The sequence below is a fragment of the Pseudomonas azotoformans genome, from assembly GCF_900103345.1.
Taxonomy (GTDB): domain Bacteria; phylum Pseudomonadota; class Gammaproteobacteria; order Pseudomonadales; family Pseudomonadaceae; genus Aquipseudomonas; species Aquipseudomonas azotoformans.
Genome location: NZ_LT629702.1, coordinates 3,334,717 through 3,360,170 on the forward strand (window position 1 = coordinate 3,334,717; position 25,454 = coordinate 3,360,170).

25 protein-coding genes are annotated in these 25,454 nt (G+C 60.6%); 12 read left to right on the forward strand and 13 right to left on the reverse strand.

Features of this window, described 5'->3' with window-relative positions; all coding sequences use genetic code 11:
- Window positions 1-94: 94 nt before the first annotated feature.
- From BLR69_RS14935 to BLR69_RS14955, 5 genes are all read right to left on the reverse strand, one after another.
- On the reverse strand, window positions 95-1,381 hold the full coding sequence (locus BLR69_RS14935; protein WP_071496578.1) for an ABC transporter substrate-binding protein: 1,287 nt from the start codon (window positions 1,379-1,381) through the stop codon (window positions 95-97).
- A 104-nt stretch (window positions 1,382-1,485) separates the two neighbouring features.
- Window positions 1,486-2,745: a D-mannose isomerase gene (locus BLR69_RS14940; RefSeq protein WP_071496577.1), complete on the reverse strand. Its 1,260-nt coding sequence runs from the start codon at window positions 2,743-2,745 to the stop codon at window positions 1,486-1,488.
- Window positions 2,746-2,860: 115 nt separating this feature from the next.
- Window positions 2,861-3,706 carry an ATPase gene (locus BLR69_RS14945; RefSeq protein WP_071496576.1) on the reverse strand — a complete coding sequence of 282 codons (846 nt, stop codon included), beginning with the start codon at window positions 3,704-3,706 and terminating at the stop codon, window positions 2,861-2,863.
- 114 nt (window positions 3,707-3,820) lie between these two features.
- A complete protein-coding gene (locus tag BLR69_RS14950) occupies window positions 3,821-4,819 on the reverse strand; it encodes an NAD-dependent epimerase/dehydratase family protein (RefSeq protein WP_071496575.1) in 999 nt (332 codons plus the stop codon).
- Window positions 4,820-4,871: 52 nt separating this feature from the next.
- Window positions 4,872-5,765 (reverse strand): LysR family transcriptional regulator ArgP, encoded by an 894-nt coding sequence (locus tag BLR69_RS14955; protein ID WP_071496574.1) that lies wholly within the window; start codon window positions 5,763-5,765, stop codon window positions 4,872-4,874.
- A gap of 98 nt (window positions 5,766-5,863) precedes the next feature.
- Between BLR69_RS14955 and BLR69_RS14960 the strand changes: the two genes are divergently transcribed.
- The 7 genes from BLR69_RS14960 to BLR69_RS14990 all read left to right on the forward strand — a co-directional run bounded on the left by BLR69_RS14960 (window position 5,864) and on the right by BLR69_RS14990 (window position 13,615).
- Window positions 5,864-6,265, forward strand: coding sequence for an ACT domain-containing protein (locus BLR69_RS14960; protein ID WP_071496573.1), 402 nt, complete (start codon window positions 5,864-5,866; stop codon window positions 6,263-6,265).
- Between the two features lie 5 nt (window positions 6,266-6,270).
- On the forward strand, window positions 6,271-6,870 hold the full coding sequence (locus BLR69_RS14965; protein WP_071496572.1) for a LysE/ArgO family amino acid transporter: 600 nt from the start codon (window positions 6,271-6,273) through the stop codon (window positions 6,868-6,870).
- Between the two features lie 178 nt (window positions 6,871-7,048).
- Window positions 7,049-7,645, forward strand: a complete 597-nt coding sequence (locus BLR69_RS14970; RefSeq protein WP_071496571.1) for a superoxide dismutase — start codon at window positions 7,049-7,051, stop codon at window positions 7,643-7,645.
- Window positions 7,646-7,792: 147 nt separating this feature from the next.
- The gene (locus BLR69_RS14975; RefSeq protein WP_071496570.1) at window positions 7,793-8,017 is read left to right on the forward strand and encodes a hypothetical protein; all 225 of its coding nucleotides are present in this window, start codon (window positions 7,793-7,795) and stop codon (window positions 8,015-8,017) included.
- A 442-nt stretch (window positions 8,018-8,459) separates the two neighbouring features.
- The gene (locus BLR69_RS14980; RefSeq protein WP_071496569.1) at window positions 8,460-10,511 is read left to right on the forward strand and encodes a putative bifunctional diguanylate cyclase/phosphodiesterase; all 2,052 of its coding nucleotides are present in this window, start codon (window positions 8,460-8,462) and stop codon (window positions 10,509-10,511) included.
- 128 nt (window positions 10,512-10,639) lie between these two features.
- The gene (locus tag BLR69_RS14985) at window positions 10,640-11,983 is read left to right on the forward strand and encodes an imelysin family protein (RefSeq protein WP_071496568.1); all 1,344 of its coding nucleotides are present in this window, start codon (window positions 10,640-10,642) and stop codon (window positions 11,981-11,983) included.
- 177 nt (window positions 11,984-12,160) lie between these two features.
- Window positions 12,161-13,615, forward strand: a complete 1,455-nt coding sequence (locus BLR69_RS14990) for a TrkH family potassium uptake protein (RefSeq protein WP_071489431.1) — start codon at window positions 12,161-12,163, stop codon at window positions 13,613-13,615.
- Here BLR69_RS14990 and BLR69_RS14995 read toward each other — a convergent pair.
- On the reverse strand, window positions 13,572-14,630 hold the full coding sequence (locus BLR69_RS14995; RefSeq protein WP_071496567.1) for an AraC family transcriptional regulator: 1,059 nt from the start codon (window positions 14,628-14,630) through the stop codon (window positions 13,572-13,574). The genes BLR69_RS14990 and BLR69_RS14995 overlap by 44 nt on opposite strands.
- A 160-nt stretch (window positions 14,631-14,790) precedes the next feature.
- Here BLR69_RS14995 and BLR69_RS15000 point away from each other — a divergent pair, with 160 nt between their 5' ends.
- From BLR69_RS15000 to BLR69_RS15010, 3 genes are all read left to right on the forward strand, one after another.
- Complete coding sequence (locus BLR69_RS15000; RefSeq protein ID WP_071496603.1) at window positions 14,791-15,102, forward strand: DUF962 domain-containing protein; 312 nt, start codon at window positions 14,791-14,793, stop codon at window positions 15,100-15,102.
- A 350-nt stretch (window positions 15,103-15,452) separates the two neighbouring features.
- Window positions 15,453-15,635 (forward strand): hypothetical protein, encoded by a 183-nt coding sequence (locus tag BLR69_RS15005; RefSeq protein ID WP_071496565.1) that lies wholly within the window; start codon window positions 15,453-15,455, stop codon window positions 15,633-15,635.
- Between the two features lie 104 nt (window positions 15,636-15,739).
- Complete coding sequence (locus BLR69_RS15010) at window positions 15,740-16,936, forward strand: MFS transporter (protein ID WP_071496564.1); 1,197 nt, start codon at window positions 15,740-15,742, stop codon at window positions 16,934-16,936.
- Here the strand turns inward: BLR69_RS15010 and arfB are convergent.
- The 3 genes from arfB to BLR69_RS15025 form a co-directional block, all read right to left on the reverse strand.
- Complete coding sequence (gene arfB / locus BLR69_RS15015) at window positions 16,933-17,346, reverse strand: alternative ribosome rescue aminoacyl-tRNA hydrolase ArfB (protein WP_034109044.1); 414 nt, start codon at window positions 17,344-17,346, stop codon at window positions 16,933-16,935. The genes BLR69_RS15010 and arfB overlap by 4 nt on opposite strands.
- A gap of 12 nt (window positions 17,347-17,358) precedes the next feature.
- A complete protein-coding gene (locus tag BLR69_RS15020; protein WP_071496563.1) occupies window positions 17,359-18,042 on the reverse strand; it encodes a pentapeptide repeat-containing protein in 684 nt (227 codons plus the stop codon).
- A gap of 100 nt (window positions 18,043-18,142) precedes the next feature.
- Complete coding sequence (locus BLR69_RS15025) at window positions 18,143-19,564, reverse strand: amino acid permease (RefSeq protein WP_071496562.1); 1,422 nt, start codon at window positions 19,562-19,564, stop codon at window positions 18,143-18,145.
- Between the two features lie 638 nt (window positions 19,565-20,202).
- Between BLR69_RS15025 and BLR69_RS30950 the strand changes: the two genes are divergently transcribed.
- Together BLR69_RS30950 and BLR69_RS15030 are read left to right on the forward strand one after the other, a co-directional pair.
- Entirely contained in the window at window positions 20,203-20,340 is a 138-nt protein-coding gene (locus BLR69_RS30950) for a hypothetical protein (protein WP_003175756.1), read from the forward strand.
- A gap of 73 nt (window positions 20,341-20,413) precedes the next feature.
- The gene (locus BLR69_RS15030; protein WP_071496561.1) at window positions 20,414-21,373 is read left to right on the forward strand and encodes a M29 family metallopeptidase; all 960 of its coding nucleotides are present in this window, start codon (window positions 20,414-20,416) and stop codon (window positions 21,371-21,373) included.
- Between the two features lie 193 nt (window positions 21,374-21,566).
- Here the strand turns inward: BLR69_RS15030 and rluB are convergent, their stop codons facing one another.
- The 4 genes from rluB to BLR69_RS15050 all read right to left on the reverse strand — a co-directional run bounded on the left by rluB (window position 21,567) and on the right by BLR69_RS15050 (window position 25,451).
- The gene (rluB, locus tag BLR69_RS15035; protein WP_025858414.1) at window positions 21,567-22,778 is read right to left on the reverse strand and encodes a 23S rRNA pseudouridine(2605) synthase RluB; all 1,212 of its coding nucleotides are present in this window, start codon (window positions 22,776-22,778) and stop codon (window positions 21,567-21,569) included.
- A 303-nt stretch (window positions 22,779-23,081) separates the two neighbouring features.
- Entirely contained in the window at window positions 23,082-23,990 is a 909-nt protein-coding gene (scpB, locus tag BLR69_RS15040; RefSeq protein WP_071496560.1) for an SMC-Scp complex subunit ScpB, read from the reverse strand.
- 12 nt (window positions 23,991-24,002) lie between these two features.
- Window positions 24,003-24,701 carry a segregation and condensation protein A gene (locus tag BLR69_RS15045; protein WP_164365898.1) on the reverse strand — a complete coding sequence of 233 codons (699 nt, stop codon included), beginning with the start codon at window positions 24,699-24,701 and terminating at the stop codon, window positions 24,003-24,005.
- A gap of 120 nt (window positions 24,702-24,821) precedes the next feature.
- Window positions 24,822-25,451, reverse strand: coding sequence for an L-threonylcarbamoyladenylate synthase (locus BLR69_RS15050; RefSeq protein WP_071496559.1), 630 nt, complete (start codon window positions 25,449-25,451; stop codon window positions 24,822-24,824).
- Window positions 25,452-25,454 lie beyond the last annotated feature (3 nt).

The following is a 25,454-nucleotide window of genomic DNA, read 5'->3' on the forward strand; positions in this document are numbered from 1 at the left end:
TCGCGAAAAACTCTAGGTCACCGCGTTCATCCTGGATGCTCGCGTTATCCTTGAAGACCTTCGCGAGCAAGCTCGCTCCTACAGAAGGGCTGCGTTACTTGGCGGACTTGATCGCAGCGCCAAGTTTCTTGGCGGTGTCGGCCGGGTCGGCTTTCGGGTCGTTGATGTAGTTGGTCACGACGTCAAAGAACGCACCTTGCACCGCCAGGGTCGTGGCCATGTTGTGCGCCATGCTTGGCTGCAGGCCGCCGGTCTTGGCGTCTGCCAGGAAGTCCTTGGCAGCGGTCTGGGCGCAGGAGTCGAAGCCGTACGAGTCCATTTTGTTCAGCATGTCGTTACGCACAGGGATCGAACCCTTGTTGATGCTGAACACTTTCTGGAAGTTTTCACCCAGCACGACTCTGGCAATGTCCTGCTGACCGGCAGCAGTGCCTTTGTCTTTCTGCTTGAACACCGCCAGGGAGTCGATGTTGTAGGTGAAGGCTTTGTCGGTGCCCGGGAAGGCTACGCACTCGTAGTCCTTGCCAGCGACTTTCTTGGCGGCGGTCCATTCGGACTTGGCCCAGTCACCCATGATCTGCATGCCGGCCTTGCCGTTGATGACCTTGCCTGCTTCGAGGTTCCAGTCCTGGCCCTTGCCGTCGACGTCCATGTAGGTCGCGACTTTCTTCAGCTCTGTCAAGGCCTTGACCATTTCCGGACCGGTCAGTGCAGCGTTATCCAGGTCGACCAGGGCTTTCTTGTAGCCATCGGCACCCATCACCGAGAGCACCACCGCTTCGAACACGGTGCTGTCCTGCCAAGGCTGGCCACCGTGGGCAAGCGGGATGAAGCCGGCTTTTTTCAGCTTGTCGCCGGCGGCGTAGAATTCTTCGAGGGTGGTCGGGTTCTTGGTGATACCGGCTTTCTTGAAGACTTCCGGGTTGATCCACAGCCAGTTTACGCGGTGGATGTTGACCGGTACGGCGACGTAGTCACCTTCGTACTTCACGGTATCGGAGACTTTCTTGTCGAGCAGGGAGTCCCACTTTTCTTCTTTGGCGACGTCTTTGAGCACGTCGGTGTCGAGCAGGCCGGTGGACGCCCATTCCTGGATATCAGGGCCTTTGATCTGGGCAACGCCTGGCGGGTTGCCGGCGACTGCACGGCTTTTCAGCACAGTCATGGCCGTGGCGCCACCGCCACCTGCGACGGCACCGTCTTTCCAAGTGAAGCCGTCTTTCTCAACTTGGGCCTTCAGGACATCTACAGCCGCCTTCTCACCACCCGAGGTCCACCAATGCACAACTTCAACCGTACCTTTGGAGTCGGCGGCAAATGCACTGAGGGGAAACAACGAGGCAATGGAAATAGCGACGGCGAGGCGATTAATCGCGTTCATCTGAGTACCTTTTCTTGTTGTTATGCATGCAAGTCTTAGGCTTGCGCTGCACGGAGTTTAAACAGGGTTTTTTGAGGCGCAGGTAACAAAGGGATGCACAAATGTCACCAGTTGGTGACATAGCGTCCAGCCCCGATGGCACTGGCCATGCTGGGTGCCAAGGGCAGTGCAGGCAGCACTACCGCTTGCCAGGCATGGTACAGGTCCGGCTTGCCGCCCCATATTTTGCTGCTGGGTTGGTTGTGCGGGCTGAGTTCGTGGTGCCAGCTGCCGTGGATGCGGTCGATGAAGTGGGTTTCGCAGAATTCCCAGAAGCGCCGGTACCAGGTTTCGTAGTGCAATTCGCCGGTGCGTTTGAGCAAGGCCTGGGCAGCGGCGCTGGCTTCGGCGTGGGTCCAATGCAGGCGCTCGCGCACCACTGGGCGGTGGTTCCAGTCCAGGGTGTAGACGATGCCGGGGGCGCCGTCCACCGCCCAGGCGTACTCGCAGGCACTGGCGAACAGGCCTTTGGCATCGGTCACCAGCCATTCGGGTGTGGCGAGCCCGGCTTGCAGGCGCGCGGCCTCAAGGTGCAGCACCAGCCGCGCCCACTCGAAGCCATGGCCGGGGGTAATGCCGTAGGGGCGGAAGCCATCGGCGGGGTTGTCTTCGTTGTAGCCGAGCAAGGGTTGCCAAGTTGTGTCGAAATGCTCGATGACCATGAACTGGTTGCCGGCGGCATGGGTGTGGATCACACGTTCGACGATCCGCAGGGCGCGGTCCAGCCAGCGGGTGTCACCCGTTACATCGGCCAGGGCAAGAAAGGCTTCGGTGGCGTGCATGTTGCTGTTGGCGCCGCGATAAGCCTCGACGCGGCTCCAGTCCTGATCAAAGGACTCAAGCATCACGCCCTCCTCTTCACTCCAGAAGAACTGGTCGATGATATGGATGGCGTCATTCAGCAGGTTTTGCGCGCCCGGAGCACCGGCCACCACCGCCGAGCTGGCGGCCAGGGCGACAAAGGCGTGCAGGTAGGCGGCCTTGCCACGGTTGCCGTCGACGGCGTGGGGCGTGGCGAACCAGCCGCCGTGCTCACTGTCGCGCAACGGGCCGTTGAGGGAGGCAACCCCGTGCTCAATCAGTTCGGCGTAACCGGGCAACCCCATGGCGTGGGCCATGGCGAAGCTGTGGGTCATGCGGGCGGTGTTCATGGTTTCGGCGCGGGCATCGACTGGCAACCGGCCTCTATCGTCCAGGTTGCCAAAGCCATCGGCCAGACGAGACGCCTTGGCAAACGCCAGCAGGCGCTGCCCTTCGGCAGCGAGCCAGGCGTGATGGGCAGGCGCGTTCAGCCAACTGCTGGCAGGCAGTGGTTGGGTGGTCATGGGTGGCCCTTATTATTGTTTGTGGGATGACCGGAGTCTAAACAAGGGCGCGGTGGGGGCAAGTAACGAAGGGGATGGGAAATGTCACCGAGTGGTGACATTTCCATAAAAGACCTCATTGCCCGAGCGGGGTGACTCTCGCCGGCGCGTTGAGCTGTTGGTTGAGGGTCTGCACCTGGCTCTGCAAGGTGGTGATGTTGCGCGTGGTCTGGATGCGGAACACGTCGAACTCCTTGTTGGTAGGCCCATCACTGCTGGCCGACGCGTTGTCCTGGGCGCTCTTGAGCACCACGAGGTCCTGCTCGATACGGGCGATGGCAGCGCTGGGGTTGCCCTGCTTCTTCAAAGCGGCCACATCAGCGGACAGCTCCTTGATTTCGCTGTCGCGCTTGCCGGCATCGCCCTGCGCCGCCTTGAGCGTCGCCACGGCGTCGGTCAACGCCTGGACCTGGCCTTGCAGCTTGCTGTTGGCGTTGGACAGGTCGGTGGTGCTGGCGGTCATTTGCGCCAGGCGCTTGTCCAGCTCGGTGGCCTGGCCGGCCACGCCGATTTGCTGCTTGCCCTGTTCCAGCAGTTGGTTTTCAAGCTGTTTGATCTGCAGTTTCAGCGCTTCGCTGCCGTTGTTGACGCTGGCTTCACTGGCCACCACCTTGCCGGAAATATCCTGCAGCCGCCCCGCCGCTTCTTCGCTGATGCGCGCAAAGCTCTCCTGGGTGGCCACCAACTGCTGGCCCATCAGGGAAATCTGCTGGAAGCTCCACCAGGCCAGGCCCGCAAAGGCGATCAGCAGCGCGCCGATCAAGGCCCACAACGGGCCGGTGCTGGCGCTCTTGACCTTGACCACCTTGGCGTTACGCGAACGCACTGAAGTGGCCGGGGAAGGTTCGAAGTCATCGTCATCCCCGACATCGGCCCGCAGGCTGGGAACGTTGTCGAAGTCGTCTTTAGCATCGTTACGCATGAATCAACCCTGAATCGGTGAGGTGGCGAGCGACGGGAGTATAAACCGCGTTCCCGGCGCTCTGATCGACCCGGAACGCCGAATTCGGTTCCCGAAGTGTTGCCTGTTGTGTGCTTACTTCGACCCAGGGTCCTGGGCCTTCCACCAACTGCAAAACTCGTCGAGGGCGGTCCACAGGCTGACCTTGGGTTCATAGTCCAGATAATGCCTGGCGCGGCTGATGTCGAGGGTGAAATCTTTGTTCATCACTTGCATGCCCAGGCGCGACAACGCCGGCTCCGGACGGCCCGGCCACATCGCGCAAAACGCTTCGTTGAGCGCCGCCACGCTGTAGGACAAACCGTAGGAGCGATACCGCGTCACCTGCGGCAACTCCATCTGGCGCATCACGTAGTTCACCACATCCCACACGGGCACTGGGGTTCCGTTGCTGATGTTGTAAGCCTTGCCCAACGCCGAGCCCGTGGCGAGCAGGCTGCTGAGCAGCGCTTCGTTGAGGTTGTGCACACTGGTGAAATCGACCTTGTTGAGGCCGTCGCCGACGATGGCCAGGCGATTCTTGCGCTGCATTTTCAGCAAGCGCGGGAAGATGCTCATGTCACCGGCGCCCGTGACGAAGCGCGGACGCAGGGCCACTACTTCGAGGCCGAACTCCTGGGCACCGAATACCTTCTGCTCGGCCAGGTACTTGGTGGCGGCATAGGGGTGTTTGAAGCGTTTGGGCACTTGCTCTTCAGTCAGCCCCAAATGATCGCGCCCGTCGAAATAGATCGACGGCGACGACAGGTGCACCAGGCGCCCGACGCGCTCCTTCAGGCAGGCCTCGACGACATTTTCGGTGACCAGCACATTGCCCTGATGAAAGTCCTGATACTTGCCCCACAGCCCGACGGCGCCGGCGCAATGCACCACGGCTTCGACGTCGCGGCAGAGGTCGCGCACCAGGTCGGCGTCATTCAAATCACCCTGGATAAACTCGGCGCCGCGCCTGACCAGGTGCTCCACGCCTTCGGCACGTCGCCCGTTGACCCGCACGTCCAGGCCCTGCTCCAGGGCGAAACGCGCAAAGCGCCCGCCGATGAAGCCGCTTGCGCCGGTGACCAGAATCTTCATGTATTACCCCATGTTCTTTCGTTTTTCATCGCTGCTGCCTTGACGCGCGCCATCACTCCAACGGCACCAACCACTGTCCACACGCCTGGGCCAGATGGTCGGTCAACAAGCCCAGCAGTTGCCCGCCACTGCGCCAATGATGCCAGTACAACGGCACATCGATGGGCTTATCTGGCAATAACTCGACCAAGAGGCCCTTTTGCAGTTGGTCGCGGACCTGCAATTCCGGCACCAGCCCCCAGCCCAGGCCCGCTTCGGTAAGGCGGATAAAGCCTTCGGACGATGGGCATAAATGATGTTCGAAACCGCCATCCACGCCGAGGGATGCCAGGTAGCGGTGTTGCAGGAAATCATCCGGGCCGAACACCAAGGCCGGTGTGCGTGCCAGTTGGTCGGCGCGCACCCCATCCGGAAAGTGCCGGGCAATAAAGGCAGGGCTGGCCAGCGCTCGATAACGCATGGCCCCCAGCAACAGGCTACGCGCCCCGGCCACCGGGCGCTCGCTGGCGCAGATGCAGGCCGCCACCTCACCGGCACGCATGCGCTTGAGGCCTACGGTCTGGTCCTCCACCACCAGATCCAGCAGCAGATGCTGCTCGGCGCAAAAACCACTGACGGCCTCGGCCCACCAGGTGGCGAGGCTGTCAGCGTTCAACGCGATGCGCAGGCGCTCGGGCATGCCTTCCTCATCCAGGGCCGGCACCTGGCTTTGCAGGTCACGCTCCAACAGGCGCACCTGTTGCACATGGTTGAGCAGGCGACGGCCGATATCGGTGGGCGTCGGCGGCGTGGCCCGCACCAGTACCGGCTGGCCGATGCGCGCCTCCAGCAACTTGATGCGCTGGGAGATCGCCGACTGCGACAGCCCCAGCACCTGGGCGGCGCGCTCGAAGCCGGCCTGTTCCACCACCGCCGCCAGGGCGGAAAGCAATTTATAGTCGAACATCAGTTTCTCTAATGAGCGATCAGCAATATTTGTTTTTCTTATACAGCCTGCACCATGAGAATAGCCAGCATCGCTTCTCTCTTTATAAGGAACCTCCCATGGCTGGCGAAACCGCCCTGGCAACCCTGCTGCGCAGCATGAGCCCGCATCTGAATGACGGTGACTACGTGTTCTGCACCCTGCCCGATCAGCGCATCCCTGAGGGTTGCGAGGTGATCGGCAGTTTCCGCGAACAAGAAGGCCTGACCTTGATCCTCGATCGCCAACAGGCGGAACAGGCTGGGTTGGTCTTCGACTACGTCGCCGCGTGGATCACCTTGAATGTGCACTCGGCCCTGGAGGCAGTGGGCCTGACCGCCGCCTTCGCCAGCGCATTGGGCAAGGCCGGCATCAGTTGCAACGTGATTGCCGGCTATTACCACGACCACCTGTTCGTCGGCCGTGCCGATGCCCAGCGTGCCATGCAGGTGTTGCAGCAACTGGCGACAAACGCGGAGTAGACCCTATGTGGCAAAGCTATCTGAATGGTTTGCTGGTCGCCCTCGGCCTGATCATGGCCATCGGTACCCAGAATGCCTTTGTGTTGGCGCAAAGCCTGCGCCGCGAACATCACTTGCCAGTAGCCGCGTTATGCGTGGTGTGTGATGCACTGCTGGTGGCCGCCGGGGTGTTCGGCCTGGCGACGGTACTGGCGCAAAGCCCGATACTGCTGGCGGTGGCACGCTGGGGCGGCGCGGCTTTCCTGATCTGGTACGGCGCCTGTGCGCTGCGCCGGGCCTGTTCGAAACAGAGCCTGGATCAGGGCGGCAATCTGCAGGTGCGCTCATTGCGCGCGGTGCTGCTGAGCGCGCTGGCCGTCACCCTGCTCAACCCCCATGTGTACCTGGACACCGTATTGCTGATCGGCTCACTCGGCGCCCAACAAACCGAGCCCGGCGCCTACGTCGCCGGCGCGGCCAGTGCATCGCTGCTGTGGTTCTCTACCCTCGCCCTCGGCGCGGCGTGGCTGGCGCCCTGGCTGGCACGCCCCGCCACCTGGCGCCTGCTGGATCTATTGGTGGCGGTGATGATGTTCAGCGTGGCCTATCAATTGATCAGTGCCTGAGGAATATTCCAAAACGCTCTGGAACCTCTATCCCACACAGTTGTTGCGTGGTTTTGCCGCACCCCCGGTGCTATGATCCGGACCCTGCGCCGCAAAGAGTACAAACTCCCCGGCGCTTGTTTGGCCGCCCGTGATCGGCCTTGCGCTCACCGCAACTGACCTGATTAGGAGATTTATCATGGCTTTCGAATTGCCGCCGCTGCCCTACGCACACGATGCCCTGCAGCCGCACATCTCCAAGGAAACCTTGGAGTTCCACCACGACAAGCACCACAACACCTATGTCGTGAACCTGAACAACCTGGTGCCAGGCACCGAGTTCGAAGGCAAGACCCTGGAAGAGATCGTCAAATCCTCTTCGGGTGGCATCTTCAACAACGCTGCCCAGGTCTGGAACCACACCTTCTACTGGAACTGCCTGGCGCCAAATGCCGGCGGCCAACCGACCGGCGCACTGGCTGAAGCCATCAACGCTGCGTTCGGTTCGTTCGAAAAGTTCAAGGAAGAGTTCACCAAGACGTCCGTCGGCACCTTCGGTTCCGGTTGGGGCTGGCTGGTGAAAAAGGCTGACGGTTCCCTGGCCCTGGCCAGCACCATCGGCGCCGGCAACCCGCTGACCAGCGGCGATACCCCGCTGCTGACCTGCGACGTGTGGGAACACGCTTACTACATCGACTACCGCAACGTGCGTCCAAAGTATGTGGAAGCGTTCTGGAACCTGGTCAACTGGAAGTTCGTGGCTGAGCAGTTCGAAGGCAAGACCTTCACTGCCTAAGCACTGCTTGCAGTAAAAAAAGCCCGGCGAATGCCGGGCTTTTTTTTGCGCAACATATAGTCATTTAGGCTCAGGAACTCAGCCATTGTCATTTGCCACGTATTCAGTGAGACGAATTGAGGTCTCTTACCTGTCGGAGAAATAACAATGACTATTGGTGCACTGACAGCACTTCCCGTAGTGGGCGATCTGGTAAAAACAGGACTTCCTGTGCTTGGCGACATCGTCAAAGCGGTCGCGCCGCTGTTGCAACCCTTTGCCGATGCACTGGCAAAACAGATTGCTGGCAAGGAGGAAGCCCCCCCCAGCAAAACTATTGAGTTCCCCATGGAGAAAGACGCAGGAACGTTGACCATCAGCTTCAAGCAATAAGCGCTGACCCAGCTGAAGAAGAAACCAAGAGGTGGCGGAAAGGCCTCTCTCCGCCACCCCCTGATGACATAGGAGCGAAACTTACTCAGAACTGAATTTGCGGTTGTTTGCTGACAGCGCTTCCAGCCAAGCCGATCCCTGCGCCCAACATGCCCTTCGCGACATCCGCCGCCATTTTTACCCCCTCCCCTACCAAAGGTAGAACCACGGGTGCCAGTGCTGCGACTCCGGCTACAGCTGCCCCTGCTGCGATCATACGTAAACTCTCCACAATTGAACGAAAGGCGTATTCCTCTCCCTACCTGGGTGGTCGGTTCCGACGGTTCAGTTCCTCTTTTCGTAACTTTTAGCCCTTGCCCCAATGTCTCTTTGACTGCCGACCCCAGATTGCCAATACTCATGGCATATTGAAGGCCACCCGCATGAGACAAGGAATGCCCCTTTGAAGCTGGAACTCAAGAACAGCTTGTCGGTGAAGTTGCTACGGGTTGTGCTGCTGTCGGCCTTGATCGTGGGCGTCGCGCTGAGCGTGGCGCAGATCGTTTTCGATGCCTACAAGACGCGCCAGGCCGTGGCCGGCGATGCCCAGCGCATCCTCGACATGTTTCGCGACCCCTCGACCCAGGCCGTCTACAGCCTGGACCGCGAGATGGGCATGCAAGTCATTGAGGGCCTGTTCCAGGATGACGCCGTCCGCATGGCGTCCATCGGCCATCCCAACGAAACCATGCTGGCGGAAAAAAGCCGCGCCTTGCAGCAAGCGCCCAGTCGCTGGTTGACCGATCTGATCCTTGGCCAGGAACGCACCTTCACCACGGCCCTGGTCGGCAAAGGCCCCTACAGCGAGTACTACGGCGACCTGAGCATCACCCTCGACACCGCCACCTATGGCCAGGGATTTATCGTCAATTCGGTGATCATCTTCATTTCCGGGGTGCTGCGCGCCCTGGCCATGGGCCTGGTGCTGTACCTGGTCTATCACTGGCTGCTGACCAAGCCGCTGTCACGGATTATCGAGCACCTGACTTCGATCAACCCGGACCGCCCCAGCGAGCACAAGATCCCACAACTCAAGGGCCACGAGCGCAACGAGTTGGGGCTGTGGATCAACACCGCCAACCAACTGCTCGAATCCATCGAACGTAACACCCACCTGCGCCATGAGGCCGAAAGCAGCCTGTTGCGCATGGCCCAATACGACTTCCTCACCGGCCTGCCGAACCGCCAGAAACTGCAGGAGCAACTGGACAAGATCCTCATCGACGCCGGCCGCCGGCAACGGCGCGTGGCGGTGTTGTGCGTGGGGCTGGATGACTTCAAGAGCGTCAACGAGCAGTTCACCTACCAGGCCGGCGACAAACTGTTGCTGGCCCTCGCCGACCGTTTGCGCGCCCACAGCGGTCGCCTCGGCGCACTCGCTCGACTGGGCGGCGACCAGTTCGCCCTAGTGCAGGCCGATATCGACCAGCCTTACGAGGCCGCCGAGCTGGCACAAAGCATCCTGGACGACCTGGAGGCAGAGTTCGCCCTCGACCACGAAGGCATCCGCCTGCGCGCCACTATCGGCATCACCCTGTTCCCGGAAGACGGCGACAGCACCGAAAAGCTGCTGCAAAAAGCCGAACAGACCATGACCCTGGCCAAGACCCGTTCGCGCAATCGCTATCAGTTCTATATCGCCAGCGTCGACAGCGAAATGCGCCGCCGCCGCGAGCTGGAAAAAGACCTGCGCGAGGCGCTCAGTCGCGACCAGTTCCACCTGGTGTACCAACCGCAGATCAGCTATCGCGATCACCGCGTGGTCGGTGTGGAAGCGTTGATCCGCTGGCAGCATCCGGAGCATGGCCTGGTCCCGCCGGACCTGTTTATCCCGTTGGCCGAGCAGAACGGCACCATTATTCCGATTGGCGAGTGGGTGCTGGACCAGGCCTGCCGGCAATTGCGCGAGTGGCACGACCTGGGTTTCACCGACCTGCGCATGGCGGTCAACTTGTCCACCGTGCAACTGCACCACACCGAATTGCCACGGGTGGTCAATAACCTGATGCAGATCTACCGCCTGCCACCGCGCAGCCTGGAACTGGAAGTCACCGAAACCGGCCTGATGGAAGATATCAGCACCGCAGCCCAGCATCTGCTGAGCCTGCGCCGTTCCGGGGCGTTGATTGCCATCGATGACTTTGGCACCGGTTACTCATCCCTCAGTTACCTGAAAAGCCTGCCCCTGGACAAGATCAAGATCGACAAGAGCTTTGTTCAGGATCTGTTGGATGACGACGACGATGCCACCATCGTGCGGGCCATCATCCAGTTGGGCAAAAGCCTGGGCATGCAGGTGATCGCAGAAGGCGTGGAAACCGCTGAGCAGGAGGCCTACATCATCTCCGAGGGCTGCCATGAGGGTCAGGGTTACCACTACAGCAAACCCTTGCAGGCCCGGGAGTTGGCGGCCTTCCTGAAGCAGTCTGAGCGCAATAACGCAGCGATTCTGTGACTAGTCAAAACGATACTGAATATTTCCCGCGTATAACCCTTTACACAAAATGCAAATCTTTCGCATTATGTCGCAGTTTTTGCGCTCCCCCCGCGCGCCCCATCAACAACCGAAGCAGGATGTTCGCCATGATTCGTATGCCCCTGGCCACCGCCAGTCTGCTGGCCATTGCCATTTCTCTCGCCGGCTGTGGCGAAGGTAAAGACAAGGCCGCAGCGCCACAGGCGCCGACCCCGGCTGCCAGCACTACCGCTCCAGCGGCTGCCACCCCTGCCGGCCAGGTCGACGAAGCGGCCGCCAAGGCCGTGGTCGCGCATTACGCAGACATGGTGTTTGCGGTCTACAGCGATGCCGAGTCCACTGCAAAAACCCTGCAGACCGCCATCGACGCATTCCTCGCCAAGCCGAACGACGAAACCCTGAAAGCCGCACGTACCGCCTGGATCGCCGCCCGCGTCCCGTACCTGCAAAGCGAAGTGTTCCGCTTCGGCAACACCATCATCGACGACTGGGAAGGCCAGGTGAACGCATGGCCGCTGGACGAAGGCCTGATCGACTACGTCGACAAGTCCTACGAGCACGCCCTGGGTAACCCGGGCGCCACCGCCAACATCATCGCCAACACCCAGATCCAGGTCGGCGAAGACAAGGTCGATGTGAAGGACATCACTCCGGAAAAACTCGCCAGCCTCAATGAGCTGGGCGGTTCCGAAGCCAACGTTGCCACCGGCTACCACGCCATCGAATTCCTGCTGTGGGGCCAGGACCTGAACGGCACCGGCCCAGGCGCCGGCAACCGTCCGGCGTCGGACTACCTGACTGGCGACGGCGCCACCGGTGGCCACAACGAGCGTCGCCGTACTTACCTGCGTGCCGTGACCCAACTGCTGGTCAGTGACCTGGAAGAAATGGTCGGTAACTGGAAACCGAACGTCGAAGACAACTACCGCGCCACCCTGGAGGCAGAACCTGCCACCGATGGCCTGCGCAAAATGTTGTTCGGCATGGGCAGCCTGTCCCTGGGCGAGCTGGCCGGTGAGCGCATGAAGGTGTCCCTGGAAGCCAACTCGCCGGAAGACGAACAGGACTGCTTCAGCGACAACACCCACAACTCGCACTTCTACGACGCCAAGGGCATCCGCAACGTCTACCTGGGCGAGTACACCCGCGTCGACGGCACCAAGATGACCGGCGCCAGCCTTTCGTCCCTGGTAGCCAAGGCTGACCCGGCTGCCGACTCCGCGCTGAAAGCGGACCTGGCTGCCACCGAAGCGAAGATCCAGGTCATGGTGGACCACGCCAACAAGGGTGAGCACTACGACCAGTTGATCGCGGCCGGTAACGACGCAGGCAACCAGATCGTGCGCGACGCCATCGCCGCACTGGTCAAGCAGACCGGTTCGATCGAAGCGGCAGCGGGCAAGCTGGGCATCAGCGACCTGAACCCGGATAACGCCGATCACGAGTTCTGATCCAGGTGGGAGGGGGCTTGCTCCCGATAGCGGTGTGTCAGTGAAGCACGTGTTTACTGACACATCGCCATCGGGGGCAAGCCCCCTCCCACATTTGACTGCATTGCCTCAAACCCCGGTTTACATGCCCCGCACCCTAGGTAGAATGGCGCCTCTGCCCTATCTCGAGCGAATTTCATGGCGTTGCCGACCCTGCGCATCATCGGTTTCATCATCGGCATCTTCCTGATCACCCTCGCGATCGCCATGGTCGTGCCCATGGCCACCCTGGTGATCTTCGAACGCACCAGCGACCTGCCCTCGTTCCTGTGGGCCAGCATGATCACCTTTCTCGCCGGCCTGGCCCTGGTGATTCCCGGTCGCCCCGAGCATGTACACCTGCGCCCACGGGACATGTACCTGCTGACAGTCAGCAGCTGGGTGGTGGTGTGTGTGTTCGCCGCGCTGCCCTTTCTGCTGACCCAGCACATCAGCTACACCGACTCCTTCTTCGAAAGCATGTCCGGCATCACCGCCACCGGTTCCACGGTATTGAGTGGCCTGGACACCCTGTCGCCGGGCATCCTGATGTGGCGCTCGCTGCTGCACTGGCTGGGCGGCATCGGTTTTATCGGCATGGCGGTAGCGATCCTGCCGCTGCTACGCATCGGTGGCATGCGCCTGTTCCAGACCGAATCCTCTGACCGCTCGGAAAAGGTCATGCCCCGTTCGCACATGGTGGCGCGGCTGATCGTGGCCGCCTACGTGGGCATCACCATCCTCGGCAGCCTGGCATTCTGGTGGGCCGGCATGGGCCTGTTCGACGCGATCAACCACGCGATGTCGGCGATTTCCACCGGCGGGTTCTCCACCTCGGACGAATCCCTGGCCCACTGGAAACAACCGGCGGTGCACTGGGTAGCCGTGGTGGTGATGATTCTCGGCAGCCTGCCGTTCACCCTGTATGTGGCCACGTTGCGTGGCAACCGCAAGGCGCTGATCAAGGATCAGCAGGTACAAGGCTTGCTCGGTTTATTGATCGTGACCTGGCTGGTGCTCGGCACCTGGTACTGGTGGACTACCAACCTGCACTGGCTTGATGCCCTGCGCCATGTGGCGTTGAACGTAACCTCGGTGGTCACCACCACCGGTTTCGCGTTGGGGGACTACAGCCTGTGGGGCAACTTCTCACTCATGCTGTTCTTCTACCTCGGCTTTATCGGCGGCTGCTCGGGCTCGACGGCCGGCGGGATCAAGATCTTCCGTTTCCAGGTCGCCTACATCCTGCTCAAGGCCAACTTGAACCAGTTGATTCACCCGCGCGCGGTGATCAAGCAGAAGTACAACGGCCACCGGCTGGATGAAGAGATCGTACGTTCGATCCTGACCTTTTCGTTCTTCTTCGCCATCACCATTTGCGCCATAGCCCTCGCGTTGTCGCTGTTGGGCCTGGACTGGATGACCGCCTTGACCGGCGCAGCCAGTACGGTGTCCGGTGTCGGCCCGGGGCTGGGGGAAACCATCGGCCCGGCGGGCAACTTCGCCAGCCTGCCGGACGCGGCCAAATGGATCCTGTCATTGGGCATGCTGCTCGGCCGACTGGAGATCATTACGGTCTTTGTTCTGTGTATTCCGGCGTTTTGGCGTCACTGACAACCGAGTGTTCCAACAACCGCGCCCGGTATTCGCCGGGCGTGGCATCGAACCAGCGACGAAACGCACGGAAGAAGTTGCTTGGGTCGGCAAAACCCAGCAGATAGGCGATTTCCAGCAAGGTCATGCTCGGCTGTGCCAGGTATTGCTCGGCCAGTTCCCGACGGGTGTCGTCGAGCAGGGTCTGGAAGCTGGTGCCCTCCTCCTGTAGCCGCCGCTGCAAGGTGCGCTGGGACAGGTGCAACGTCTGCGCCACCACTTCACGCTTGGGCTCGCCCTGGGGCAACAGCCGGCACAGCACTTGCCGCGCCTTGTGGGTCACGCGGCTTTCCGAGAAGCGCGCCAGGTACTCACCGGCAAATCGATCATGCAACAGCGCCATGGCCTCGTTGGCCGTGGGCAGCGGCGCTTCCATGTCGGCCCGCTCGAAAATGAGTGCGTCGTAGGGAGCGTTGAACTCCAGGGGTGCATGAAAGGCTTGTTTGTAAGGCGCCAGGTCCGCCGGTTGATCACCTTGCAGCACCACCTTGCGCGGCTGCAGGGTACGGCCGGTGAGCCAGCCACACAGCGCCAGGGCACTGGCCAGCGAGGCTTCGGCGCTTTGCCGGGTCGGCGGCAGGTGATCGCCATGCACCGTCAGAATCAGCGCATAACCTTCGGGGATCAGTCGGAAACTCAGGTCGGCACTTTCAGCGATGATGCGCTGGTAACGCACCAGGCGCATAAAACCCTCGGCGAGGGTGTTGCTGGACATCAGGGCATAGCCGGCCACATGAAACGACGCCGGGCGCACCACCTTGCCCATGTTCAGGCCGATCGCCGGGTTGCCCGACAGCTCCACCGCGCGCTGCCATAGGCGGGTCATGCAATCCTGCGGGAACCGCGCATCGGGATCATTCAGGGCAGCGTAGTCCAGGCCCAATTGCTTGAACAAGGCGCGGCAATCCAGGCCGTCCATTTCCAATGCCTTGACTATCCCCATCGCCCAGCTTGCAGAAGTTGTTCGTTCGCTCATGGCGTCTTCTTAATAAAGCAGGCTCAAACGACAGCCAGGAAGCCAAGGATACTAAAGTGGCATCTATTGTCACTGGCTGTTACTACTGATCACTCTAGACTCAAATAAGCTCCCCGCCGAACATCTGTTGGGCGGCATAACCACCAAAGGGCCGGCCACTGTGGAAAACGTCAAGCGATTCAATAGCTTTGCTGAGTTCTACCCCTATTACCTGGCCGAGCACGCCAACAGTACCTGCCGGCGCCTGCATTTCATCGGTACCACGCTGGTGATCGGCATTCTGGCGTATGCCATCGGCCGGGGTTCGTTGGGCTTGCTGATCGCCTTGCCGATTGCCGGCTACAGCTTTGCCTGGATCGGCCACTTTTTCTTCGAAAAGAACCGTCCGGCGACCTTTCAGCACCCGTTTTACAGCTTGCTGGGGGACTTTGTGATGTACCGCGACATGATTCTGGACAAGGTGCCGTTCTAACCGAACGACCGTTTAAACGATGAAAGTTCATACATCCGCCGACATAAAAATCTTTTTGTCATTTGCGGTGCTGTATCCTGCCAAGGCTTTTTGAAAGCGCGGAATCACCTGCGATTGAAAAAACAGACCTTGCGAGGAGCGACGACGATGCACGAGATACCTAATCTCCCCTTCCCAAGCCTGCACCCTACAGAGCAGCCAACACCGCAACAGGCCAGCGACAAACAGCCTGAGGCCAAAGAAGCAAAACCAGTCGACAGCGAAAGCCAGGACTGACGCCGTACCAGACCGTGTGGAAAGCGCAACGTTGAGCGCTTTCCACACTGCCTGAATCAATCGAGACGCCCATCATGACCGATACCCTCCCCGACACCCCGGATACCGCCGTACTCGACGCTGCCCTGCAGATGGTCGAGGTGTGGAACCGCCTCAGTGCGCAGAAACAAGCCGTATTGCTCAAGCGCTTCGGCACCCAGGAGAACGCCTTGGCGGCCCTGGTCACTACCCAACTGCTGGCCCCTGCGCAACCCTGAGGTCTTTTTGATCTGAGGTTTTCGCGTTTTACCGCCCTACGCGGGCCCAACCACCGGTATCATTAGCAGCCTATCTTTACCTGCTGCGACAGTGGACCCCTCCCATGCCAGATACCCAGCGCCCCATGGCGGTCACGCTGCAAGTTGTTTCCATCGTGTTGTTCACCTTTATCGGCTACCTGAATATCGGCATTCCCCTGGCCGTGTTGCCGGGCTATGTCCATAGCGAACTGGGCTACGGCGCGGTGATTGCCGGCCTGGTGATCAGCGTGCAATACCTGGCCACTCTGCTGAGCCGTCCCTACGCGGGCAAAATTATCGACAACCTTGGCAGCAAACAAGCCGTGCTGATCGGTTTGGCGGGTTGCGGTCTGAGCGGTGTGTTCATGTTATTTGCGGCATGGGCTTCAAGCCTGCCGGCCTTGAGTCTGGGCTGCCTGCTGATCGGCCGCCTGGTCCTGGGCAGCGCCGAAAGCCTGGTGGGCTCCGGCGCCATTGGCTGGGGGATCGGCCGGGTGGGCGCGCAAAATACCGCCAAGGTCATTTCCTGGAACGGCATCGCCAATTACGGCGCCCTGGCCATCGGTGCGCCGTTGGGCGTAGTACTGGTGCGAAATTTCGGACTGTGGAGCATGGGTGCCAGCATCATCCTGCTGGCAATCGTCGGCCTGTTACTGGGGTGGAACAAAGTCGCTGCCCCCATTGTTGCCGGTGTGCGCCTGCCGTTCATGAACGTGCTGGGCCGAGTGTTCCCCCACGGCTGCGGACTGGCGCTGGGGTCGATTGGGTTCGGCACGATCGCAACGTTCATCACGCTGTATTACACCACTCAGCAGTGGGATAACGCGGTATGGGCGCTTAGTTTGTTCGGCGCCAGTTTCATCAGCGCACGGCTGCTGTTCGGCAATTTGATCAACCGCATCGGTGGGTTTCGCGTGGCGATTGCCTGCCTGTCCGTAGAAACCCTCGGGCTGCTGATGCTGTGGCTGGCGCCAGATGCCCATCTGGCACTGGCCGGTGCGGCGTTGAGCGGGTTTGGCTTTTCCCTGGTGTTTCCGGCCCTGGGGGTTGAAGCCGTCAATCTAGTGCCGGCATCCAGCCGAGGCGCAGCCGTAGGGGCCTATTCACTGTTTATCGATCTGTCGTTGGGCATTACCGGGCCGCTGGCCGGCGCCGTGGCGGCTGGCTTTGGCTTTGCATCGATCTTCCTGTTCGCCGCCCTCGCCGCCCTGGGAGGCTTATTGCTCAGCGTATACCTGTATCGACAAGCGCCTGAAGCCCGCGAAGCCCGCGACGCCTAGAAGTCGACCTTGCCACGCCCGGCCTTGATACTGCCGCGCTTGGTCTTGGATTCGAGGCGACGCTTTTTCGAGCCCAGCGTAGGCTTGGTCGGACGGCGCTTCTTTTCCACCTTGGTGGCGCTGAGGATCAACTCCACCAGGCGCTCCAGCGCATCCGCGCGGTTCTGCTCCTGGGTCCGGTATTGCTGCGCCTTGAGCACCAGCACACCTTCGCTGGTGATACGGCTGTCGCGCAGCGCCAGCAACCGCTCCTTGTAGAAGTCCGGCAGCGACGACGCGGGAATATCAAAGCGCAGGTGCACGGCACTCGACACCTTGTTGACGTTCTGCCCACCGGCACCCTGGGCGCGAATGGCGGTCAGCTCGATCTCGGCGTCGGGCAGGTGGACGTTGTTGGAAATCACCAGCATCAATCAAAAACCTTAGGCAACGGACAAGCCCAACTCAGACAAGAGCATCGACGCCTGGGCTTTGGAAATCACGGCGCCTTTGAACAGTTTGGCATCATTGAGGCGAAACCCGCTCAAATCCGCACCGCGCAGGTCGGCGCCGGCAAAATTGGCGCCATTGATGCGAGCATGGGCGAGGCTGCAATCGACCAGCTCAGCCTTGCGAAAGTCGGCATCAGACAAATCGCTGTCGGAAAAATCCAGGTTATTCAGTACGCTGCGCGCAAACGACAATCCAGACAGAAAAGCGCTGTTCAGCCGCGTTTCGCTGAAACTCAGTCCCAGCGAGGCGCAATGGGTGAAGTTGGCGCCGGTCAACTTGCAGTGTTCAAAACTGGCCTGAGACAGCTTGCTGCGCTGCCAACGGGTGTTATTCAGGTCGCAGCTGTGGAACTGCGCCTCCAGCAGGTTGGCCGCTTCGAAAATGGCGAGGCTGGCACGGCAGCTTTTCCACTGCGTGCCTTCGAGGCGAGCCCCCAGGAAAGAAGCCTGGACCAGGATGCAGCGTTCGAACACCCAATGATCCAGGGTCATGCGCGACAAATCAGCGCCGCTCAAGTCCACGCCAGTGAGGCACAGGGGGCCGGAGTGCTGGTCGATCAGGTCTTCCAACTCATCACGCTGAAAGGCGCCGCCGTCGATGTCGATGTGTTGCATGGGGCCTCCGGGCACGCTCGAAAAACGAGGAGCGATTCTAACCTGCCCATCCAAACAAAAAACCCGGCACGGCGCCGGGTCTTCTGTTTAAGGAAAGGTCCTACTCCAGAACTGTCCCCGTTGTGCTCATGGCCGCACGGGCCTTGCGTTTGTTCTTGATGCCATAACACACCGCCATAAACGCCACCCACACCGGGATCGCATACACCGACACCTGGATCCCCGGAATCATCAGCATAATCACCAGGATGAACACCACGAACGCCAGGCACACATAGTTGCCGTACGGATACCAAAGCGCCTTGAACAGCGGCACCTGGCCGGTACGGTTCATGTGCTGGCGGAACTTGAAGTGGGAGAAGCTGATCATCGCCCAGTTGATCACCAGCGTGGCCACGACCAGGGACATCAGCAGTTCCAGCGCGTGCTGCGGGATCAGGTAGTTCATCAGCACTGCCACCAGGGTGATCGCCGCCGACGCAAGGATGGAGCGCACCGGCACACCGCGCTTGTCGATCTTGGCCAATGCCTTGGGCGCATCGCCCTGCTCGGCCATGCCCAGCAACATGCGGCTGTTGCAGTAAGTGCCGCTGTTGTACACCGACAGCGCCGCTGTAAGGACCACAAAGTTGAGAATATGCGCGGCAGTGTTACTGCCGAGCATCGAGAACACCTGCACGAACGGGCTGCCGCTGTAGGCGTCACCCGAAGCGTTGAGGGTCTCCAGCAAGCTGTCCCATGGCGTCAACGACAACAGCACCACCAGGGCACCGATGTAGAAAATCAGGATGCGGTAGATCACCTGGTTGATCGCCTTCGGGATCACGGTGCGCGGTTTGTCCGCCTCAGCAGCAGTGAAACCGAGCATTTCCAGGCCGCCGAAGGAGAACATGATGATCGCCATGGCCATCACCAATCCGCCGACACCGTGGGGGAAGAAGCCACCGTGCTCCCACAGGTTGGTCACAGACGCCTGCGGCCCGCCGCTGCCGCTGACCAGCAAATAGCTGCCCAGGGCGATCATGCCGACGATGGCCACCACCTTGATGATGGCGAACCAGAACTCGGCCTCACCGAACACTTTGACATTGGCCAGGTTGATCAGGTTGATCAGCACGAAAAACGCCGCGGCCGAAACCCAGGTCGGAATCTCCGGCCACCAGTAATGCACGTATTTGCCGACGGCCGTCAGCTCCGACATACCCACCAGGATGTACAAAATCCAGCAGTTCCAGCCCGACAGGAAGCCGGCGAAACCGCCCCAGTACTTGTGGGCAAAGTGGCTGAAGGAACCGGCAACAGGCTCTTCGACGATCATTTCGCCGAGCTGGCGCATGATCATGAAGGCAATGAAGCCGCAGATGGCATAACCCAGGATCATCGACGGCCCGGCGGATTTGAGCACCCCGGCCGAGCCAAGGAACAGGCCGGTGCCGATGGCGCCACCGAGGGCGATCAACTGGATATGCCGGTTTTTCAGGCCGCGTTTCAGCTCGCCTGAAGAGGAATGGGGTCCACTCATGAAAAGGGTCTCACGCAAGGTTTGAGAAGATTGATTGCAGGTTGCTGCCTTGAATTACCGACTCAAGCAGCGCCGCTCAAACCCCAGCGCAGGCACCAGGAGTACAGCGTCTTTCTTACGGTCATGCGTCACCTGTTTGTTTTTATCTGTGACGAAATCGAACCCGTCCGGCTCGTGGCCAGGCGGAGTGATCAGGGTGGGTACACCCTGAGGTCTTGGCCTTTTACGTGGTTACGCAAGGGGGTCACAGTAAAACGCGGCGCATTGTACACCGCTCGACAGCTTGGGGCCGCCCGCCAAAAGCGTGTGCGACGATCTGTCAGGTAATCCTTACAGGGCAAGATCAACCAACAATGTCGCCATTTACTCGTAAATTAATCGTTACAGCATGGAAAATTCACGTTACAGCTGTGATCTGAATAAAAAATGACGGTCAGAAATTTCCTGCAATTCAGCGCTGCCAGCTGTCTGTTTTTCCTCAAGAAACAATCAAACATAAAAAACAGAACAAAAAATCCAAATGAAACCGTGTCAATAAAAATTTTGCATTTTGAAACACTCTCTCCTAGGTTCTTTCCACTTGCCTGCGAAGCCCGTTGGCAAGCCGTTCTCAAACACCGTCCTCTAGGAGATACACCATGCAAGCACTGGAAAACGACCTGGAAACCGAACTGCAACTCGACGACTGGTTTGAAGCGCCGACCCATGAGGCCGCCGTTGAAATGATGCAAGCCGACGCTGTTGTGCCATTTGGCACCGCGATGTGGCCCTTCTAAAAACCGGCACGCTCCCGGCAGGTGCCGTGCACGGCACCTGCTCCCTTACCCAAGGCACAGAAGGACGCACGTCATGGACAAGGCCCGCGCAGTCGAACATTTTCTCTACTACCTCGCGCACCACCCGGCCCTCAATGGCCTGAGCCGCCCCACCGTGCTGCTGGGCCATACCGAGCGCTACGACGCCATCGCCCAGGCGATCACCCAAGGCAGCGCCGCCCGTTTCAACTTCCAGGTGCAGCGCCTGGACCTGGCCGCCAGCGACACCCTGGCCCAGGCCATCGAAGCCTGCGACCTGTACCTGTTTCTCTACGATTCCTCCACCTTGCCCAACCCTCGTGCCGAAGGCCCGGACTTTATCCGTGCCCTGCAAGGCGTGATGGCCGAACACTGGAAAAAATCCCTGCTGTTCAAGGATTACGGCGACTATTTCTACGACACCTTCAGCGTCGAGCCCCAACGCATTGCCGACCTCAATGCCACGCTGATCCGGCGCATGTCCCAGGCCAACGTGCTGAGCTTTACCGACAAACATGGCTCACGGCTGGAAGCGCCGATGAGCAGCATCAAGAAGTGGACCAATATCAACGGGGTCGGCAACCACGATCTGGCCCCGGGCGAGATCGCCACCCACAGTGAGGCCATCAATGGTCAGGTGCGGTTTGTCGGTACCTTTCTCAGCACCATCCCGTTTGCGCGCAAATATGGTGTGCTGCAATCGCCGCTGGAGTTGTGGATCGAGAACTCGACCATCTGCAGCGTGGCCAGCGAGGTGCCGGGGTTGGCGGATGATTTCAACAAGTACCTGAATGCCAACCCGTCGAACCGGCGTGTGGAGGAGTTGGGGATTGGTACCAATGAAGGCGTGAAGGATCTGTATGCGCGCAACGCCGGGTTCGAGGAGCGCCATTGCGGGTTGCATCTGGGCCTGGGCGGTGGGCAGAAAGGCAGCCATCACCTGGATCTGATCTTTGCCAGTGGGGTGTTGGCCTTGGATGACAAGCCAGTATTCGACGGCACTTTCGCGTTCTGATCAGTGATTTAGAAATCTATGACGATCCAAATGTGGGAGCGGGCTTGCTCGCGAAGGCTGCGTGTCAGTTGATGCATGTGTTACCTGATACTCCGCATTCGCGAGCAAGCCCGCTCCCACATTTTTGACCGTATTCCAAGGCATAAAAAAACGCCAACCCGAGGGTTGGCGTTTTTGTGCAGCAATTAAAACATCACTGCGGCTTCTTGCGACCAAAACCAGGACGCTGACCAGAACCGGCCGGGGCGCCACGGCGCTTGCCAGACGGCTCGTCCGCGACCAGTTTCGGGCCGGGACGCTTGTTAGCGGCAGGCTTGGCTGGACGCTTGGTGCTGGCGTTGTCGGCCGGGCGATCCGCTTCACCCCGGTTGCTGCGGCCACCCGATGGGGCAGGACGCGGCGCACGTGGCGCACGCTCGCCTTCCTGACGCGACGGCGCGGTTGGGCGGCGCTCACCTTCGATCTGCGGCTCACGGGAAATACGACCGCCGGTCGCCGGAGCATTCAACGCCGGGCGCAGGGTGCGGGCAACCCGCTCGGTGCGCGCCACCGGGCGCGACGATTTACGCTGCATACGCTCAAGCTTGTCTTTGCTCTTGGCGTTCATCTGCGGCATCGCCACCGGCGTCAGGCCGACTTCGGCGCTGAGGATGTCGACTTCGTACTGGCTCATTTCGCGCCAGCGGCCCATCGGCAGGTCGGAGTTCAGGAATACCGGGCCGAAACGCACGCGCTTCAGGCGGCTGACCACCAGGCCCTGGGATTCCCACAGGCGACGCACTTCACGGTTACGGCCTTCCATCACCACGCAGTGGTACCAGTGGTTGAAACCTTCACCACCCGGTGCCTGCTTGATGTCGGTGAACTTGGCCGGGCCGTCTTCCAGCACCACGCCCGCCTTGAGGCGCTCGATCATCTCGTCGTCGACTTCGCCGCGTACACGTACGGCGTACTCGCGGTCCATCTCGTAGGACGGGTGCATCAGGCGGTTGGCCAGTTCACCGTCGGTGGTGAACATCAGCAAGCCAGTGGTGTTGATATCCAGGCGACCGATGTTGATCCAGCGGCCTTCTTTGGGCTTGGGCATCTTGTCGAACACGGTCGGACGGCCTTCCGGGTCGTCGCGGGTGCAGATCTCGCCATCGGGCTTGTTGTACATGATCACGCGGCGCACCGATTCGGCGGCCTCTTCACGCTTGATGACCTTGCCATCGATGGTAATTGCGTCGTGCAGGTCGACGCGCTGGCCGAGGGTAGCCTCGACGCCGTTGACCTTGATGCGCTTCTGGGTAATCCAGGCTTCGACGTCGCGGCGCGAGCCCACGCCGATACGCGCCAGCACCTTTTGCAGTTTTTCGCCTGCTGGGCCGATTTCCTGGCTGTCGTTCTGGTCTTTGTCGTTCATCTTAAGCACCTCCCGGTGGGTCGATTCAGGCGTGGCCTGAAGAATGTTGAAAGCGGGGCTTTGGCCGAATAGCTCGGCAAAGGGTCGCGAATCATACGCGCATGGCGCACGTTGCGCATCAGAGACTAGTCGATTAGTACGCAGTCACCGGTTTTTCCGCCAGCCGGCAGCACCACAAATCAAAATGTGGGAGCGGGCTTGCTCGCGAATGCGGTGGATCAGTCGCCATCTCCGGTGGCTGATACTCCGCTTTCGCGAGCAAGCCCGCTCCCACAGGGATTCAGCAGTGTTTGCAGGAACGCGTCAGTCTTCGAACTCGCGACGTTCAGCTTCGATGGCTTCCGCCAATGCGCGGGCTTCGGCTTCTTCATCGCTCAAAGCCGGCTGTTCAAGGGCGGCGACGGCGGCGAGGAGTTTTTCGCGGGCTTCGGCGACGCCAAGGATATCTTCCTCGGGCTCGGGCTCAACAGTTTCCAGGGGTTCTGCCTCAGTCGCACCATCGCGCAGCAAGTCATCAAAGTCGGTCTTGATGCCCTGCTCCATGTCGTCCAGTTCCAGCAGCAAGGTGTGGAAGCTGGTTTCGTCCTTCGGCTCTTCCGGCTCTGCTGTCGCATCGGCAAGCTCTTGCAGGCTGGCCGGCACCGGGGCGTCGTCGAAGTCGAGCACCGGCTCCGCTTCCATTTCGCGCAATTCGGCCAGCGGCGGCAGATCGTCCAGATTTTTCAGGTTGAAATGGTCGAGGAACACCTTGGTGGTGGCAAACATCGCCGGTTTGCCGGGCACGTCACGGTAACCGACGATGCGGATCCACTCACGCTCCAGCAGCGTCTTGACGATATGGCTGTTGACCGCCACGCCCCGCACGTCCTCGATCTCGCCTCGGGTGATGGGCTGGCGATACGCGATCAGCGCCATGGTCTCCAGCATGGCCCGCGAGTAACGCTGCGGGCGCTCTTCCCACAGGCGTCCGACCCAAGGGGAAAATTTCTCACGAATCTGCAGGCGATACCCCGACGCCACCTCGCGCAGTTCGAACGCACGACCCTCGCAAGACTTGCGCAGAATCTCCAGCGCCTTCTTGAACACTGGCGGCTCGGGACGTTCGGCCTCTTCAAAGAGCTCGAACAAACGTTCCAGGGATTGCGGTTTGCCCGACGCCAGTAGGAAAGCTTCCAGCAGCGGTGCCAGTTCGCGGGGTTCAGTCAGATTCATCGATTCAGCTCTTTATTCGGCTCGCGCCCGCACGTGGATAGCCGCAAAAGGCTCATTCTGGACCAGCTCGACCAAGGACTCCTTGACCAGTTCGAGGATCGCCATAAAGGTCACCACCACTCCCAGGCGCCCTTCTTCGGCGGTGAACAGCTCGACAAACGGCACGAAACCGCCGCCCTTGAGGCGCTCCAGTACGTCGCTCATGCGCTCGCGGGTCGACAGCGCCTCGCGGCTGACCTGGTGGCTTTCAAACATATCGCCACGGCGCAATACCTCGGCCATGGACATCAGCAATTCTTCCAGGCTCACGTCCGGCAACAGCTTGCGCGCACGGGCTTCGGGGGCATCCAGCTTGGGCACCACCACGTCGCGGCCCACCCGGCTCAGGCCATCGATGCCTTCGGCGGCGGCCTTGAAGCGTTCGTACTCCTGCAGGCGGCGGATCAGTTCGGCGCGCGGGTCGTCTTCTTCGGCCTCCACCGTCTCCGAGCGCGGCAGCAGCATGCGCGACTTGATCTCGGCGAGCATGGCGGCCATCACGAGGTACTCGGCGGCCAGTTCCAGGCGCACCGACTGCATCAGCTCGACATAGCCCATGTACTGGCGGGTGATTTCGGCCACCGGGATGTCGAGGATGTTGATGTTCTGTTTGCGGATCAGGTACAGCAGCAAGTCCAGCGGGCCCTCGAAGGCTTCAAGGAAGACCTCCAGGGCGTCCGGCGGAATGTACAGATCCAGGGGCATTTCCATGACCGCCTGGCCATACACCATGGCAAACGGCAGCTCCTGCTGGGCGCCCGCCTGGCTGTCGACGGTTTCCACGGCTGACATTCAGGCCTCGACCATGAACGGCGCCGGATCGCCGCAACCCACGCGGATCACTTCGGGTTCGCCGTCGGCCAGGTTGATCACGGTGGAGGCTTTGTTGCCGCCGTAGCCGCCGTCGATGATCAGGTCCACCTGCTTTTCCAGCAACTGGCGCATTTCGTAGGGATCGTACAACGGCTCGTCTTCACCCGGCAGGATCAACGAAACACTCATCAACGGCTCCCCCAACTCCGCAAGCAGTGCCAGGGCGATGGGATGCTCCGGCACCCGCAGGCCGATGGTGCGTTTCTTCGGGTGCAGCAGCAGGCGCGGCACTTCGCGGGTGGCATTCAGAATAAAGGTGTAGGGCCCCGGCGTGTGGGCCTTGAGCAGGCGGAAGGTGCCGGTGTCGACCTTGGCGAACAGCCCCAACTGGGACAGGTCGCTGCAGATCAGCGCGAAGTTGTGCTTGTCGTCCAACTGGCGCAGGCGCCTTACACGTTCGACCGCGCCCTTGTCGCCGATCTGGCAACCAATGGCGTAGGACGAATCGGTTGGGTAGATCACCACGCCGCCGGCGCGGATGATCTCGACGGCCTGTTTGATCAGGCGCGCCTGAGGGTTTTCCGGATGAATCTGGAAGAATTGACTCACGTG

What these genes read in the sequence shown, in the direction of transcription:
- BLR69_RS15030 (WP_071496561.1), top strand. Translation starts at nt 20,414, where the DNA reads ATGGACAAGGCCCGCGCAGTCGAACATTTTCTCTACTACCTCGCGCAC.
- BLR69_RS14955 (WP_071496574.1), bottom strand. Translation starts at nt 5,765, where the DNA reads ATGTTCGACTATAAATTGCTTTCCGCCCTGGCGGCGGTGGTGGAACAG.
- BLR69_RS15010 (WP_071496564.1), top strand. Translation starts at nt 15,740, where the DNA reads ATGCCAGATACCCAGCGCCCCATGGCGGTCACGCTGCAAGTTGTTTCC.
- BLR69_RS14945 (WP_071496576.1), bottom strand. Translation starts at nt 3,706, where the DNA reads ATGCGTAACGATGCTAAAGACGACTTCGACAACGTTCCCAGCCTGCGG.
- BLR69_RS14960 (WP_071496573.1), top strand. Translation starts at nt 5,864, where the DNA reads ATGGCTGGCGAAACCGCCCTGGCAACCCTGCTGCGCAGCATGAGCCCG.
- arfB (WP_034109044.1), bottom strand. Translation starts at nt 17,346, where the DNA reads ATGCTGGTGATTTCCAACAACGTCCACCTGCCCGACGCCGAGATCGAG.
- BLR69_RS14970 (WP_071496571.1), top strand. Translation starts at nt 7,049, where the DNA reads ATGGCTTTCGAATTGCCGCCGCTGCCCTACGCACACGATGCCCTGCAG.
- rluB (WP_025858414.1), bottom strand. Translation starts at nt 22,778, where the DNA reads ATGAACGACAAAGACCAGAACGACAGCCAGGAAATCGGCCCAGCAGGC.
- BLR69_RS14965 (WP_071496572.1), top strand. Translation starts at nt 6,271, where the DNA reads ATGTGGCAAAGCTATCTGAATGGTTTGCTGGTCGCCCTCGGCCTGATC.
- BLR69_RS14950 (WP_071496575.1), bottom strand. Translation starts at nt 4,819, where the DNA reads ATGAAGATTCTGGTCACCGGCGCAAGCGGCTTCATCGGCGGGCGCTTT.
- BLR69_RS14975 (WP_071496570.1), top strand. Translation starts at nt 7,793, where the DNA reads ATGACTATTGGTGCACTGACAGCACTTCCCGTAGTGGGCGATCTGGTA.
- BLR69_RS14990 (WP_071489431.1), top strand. Translation starts at nt 12,161, where the DNA reads ATGGCGTTGCCGACCCTGCGCATCATCGGTTTCATCATCGGCATCTTC.
- BLR69_RS14940 (WP_071496577.1), bottom strand. Translation starts at nt 2,745, where the DNA reads ATGACCACCCAACCACTGCCTGCCAGCAGTTGGCTGAACGCGCCTGCC.
- BLR69_RS14985 (WP_071496568.1), top strand. Translation starts at nt 10,640, where the DNA reads ATGATTCGTATGCCCCTGGCCACCGCCAGTCTGCTGGCCATTGCCATT.
- BLR69_RS14995 (WP_071496567.1), bottom strand. Translation starts at nt 14,630, where the DNA reads ATGAGCGAACGAACAACTTCTGCAAGCTGGGCGATGGGGATAGTCAAG.
- BLR69_RS15005 (WP_071496565.1), top strand. Translation starts at nt 15,453, where the DNA reads ATGACCGATACCCTCCCCGACACCCCGGATACCGCCGTACTCGACGCT.
- scpB (WP_071496560.1), bottom strand. Translation starts at nt 23,990, where the DNA reads ATGAATCTGACTGAACCCCGCGAACTGGCACCGCTGCTGGAAGCTTTC.
- BLR69_RS15025 (WP_071496562.1), bottom strand. Translation starts at nt 19,564, where the DNA reads ATGAGTGGACCCCATTCCTCTTCAGGCGAGCTGAAACGCGGCCTGAAA.
- BLR69_RS14935 (WP_071496578.1), bottom strand. Translation starts at nt 1,381, where the DNA reads ATGAACGCGATTAATCGCCTCGCCGTCGCTATTTCCATTGCCTCGTTG.
- BLR69_RS15020 (WP_071496563.1), bottom strand. Translation starts at nt 18,042, where the DNA reads ATGCAACACATCGACATCGACGGCGGCGCCTTTCAGCGTGATGAGTTG.
- BLR69_RS30950 (WP_003175756.1), top strand. Translation starts at nt 20,203, where the DNA reads ATGCAAGCACTGGAAAACGACCTGGAAACCGAACTGCAACTCGACGAC.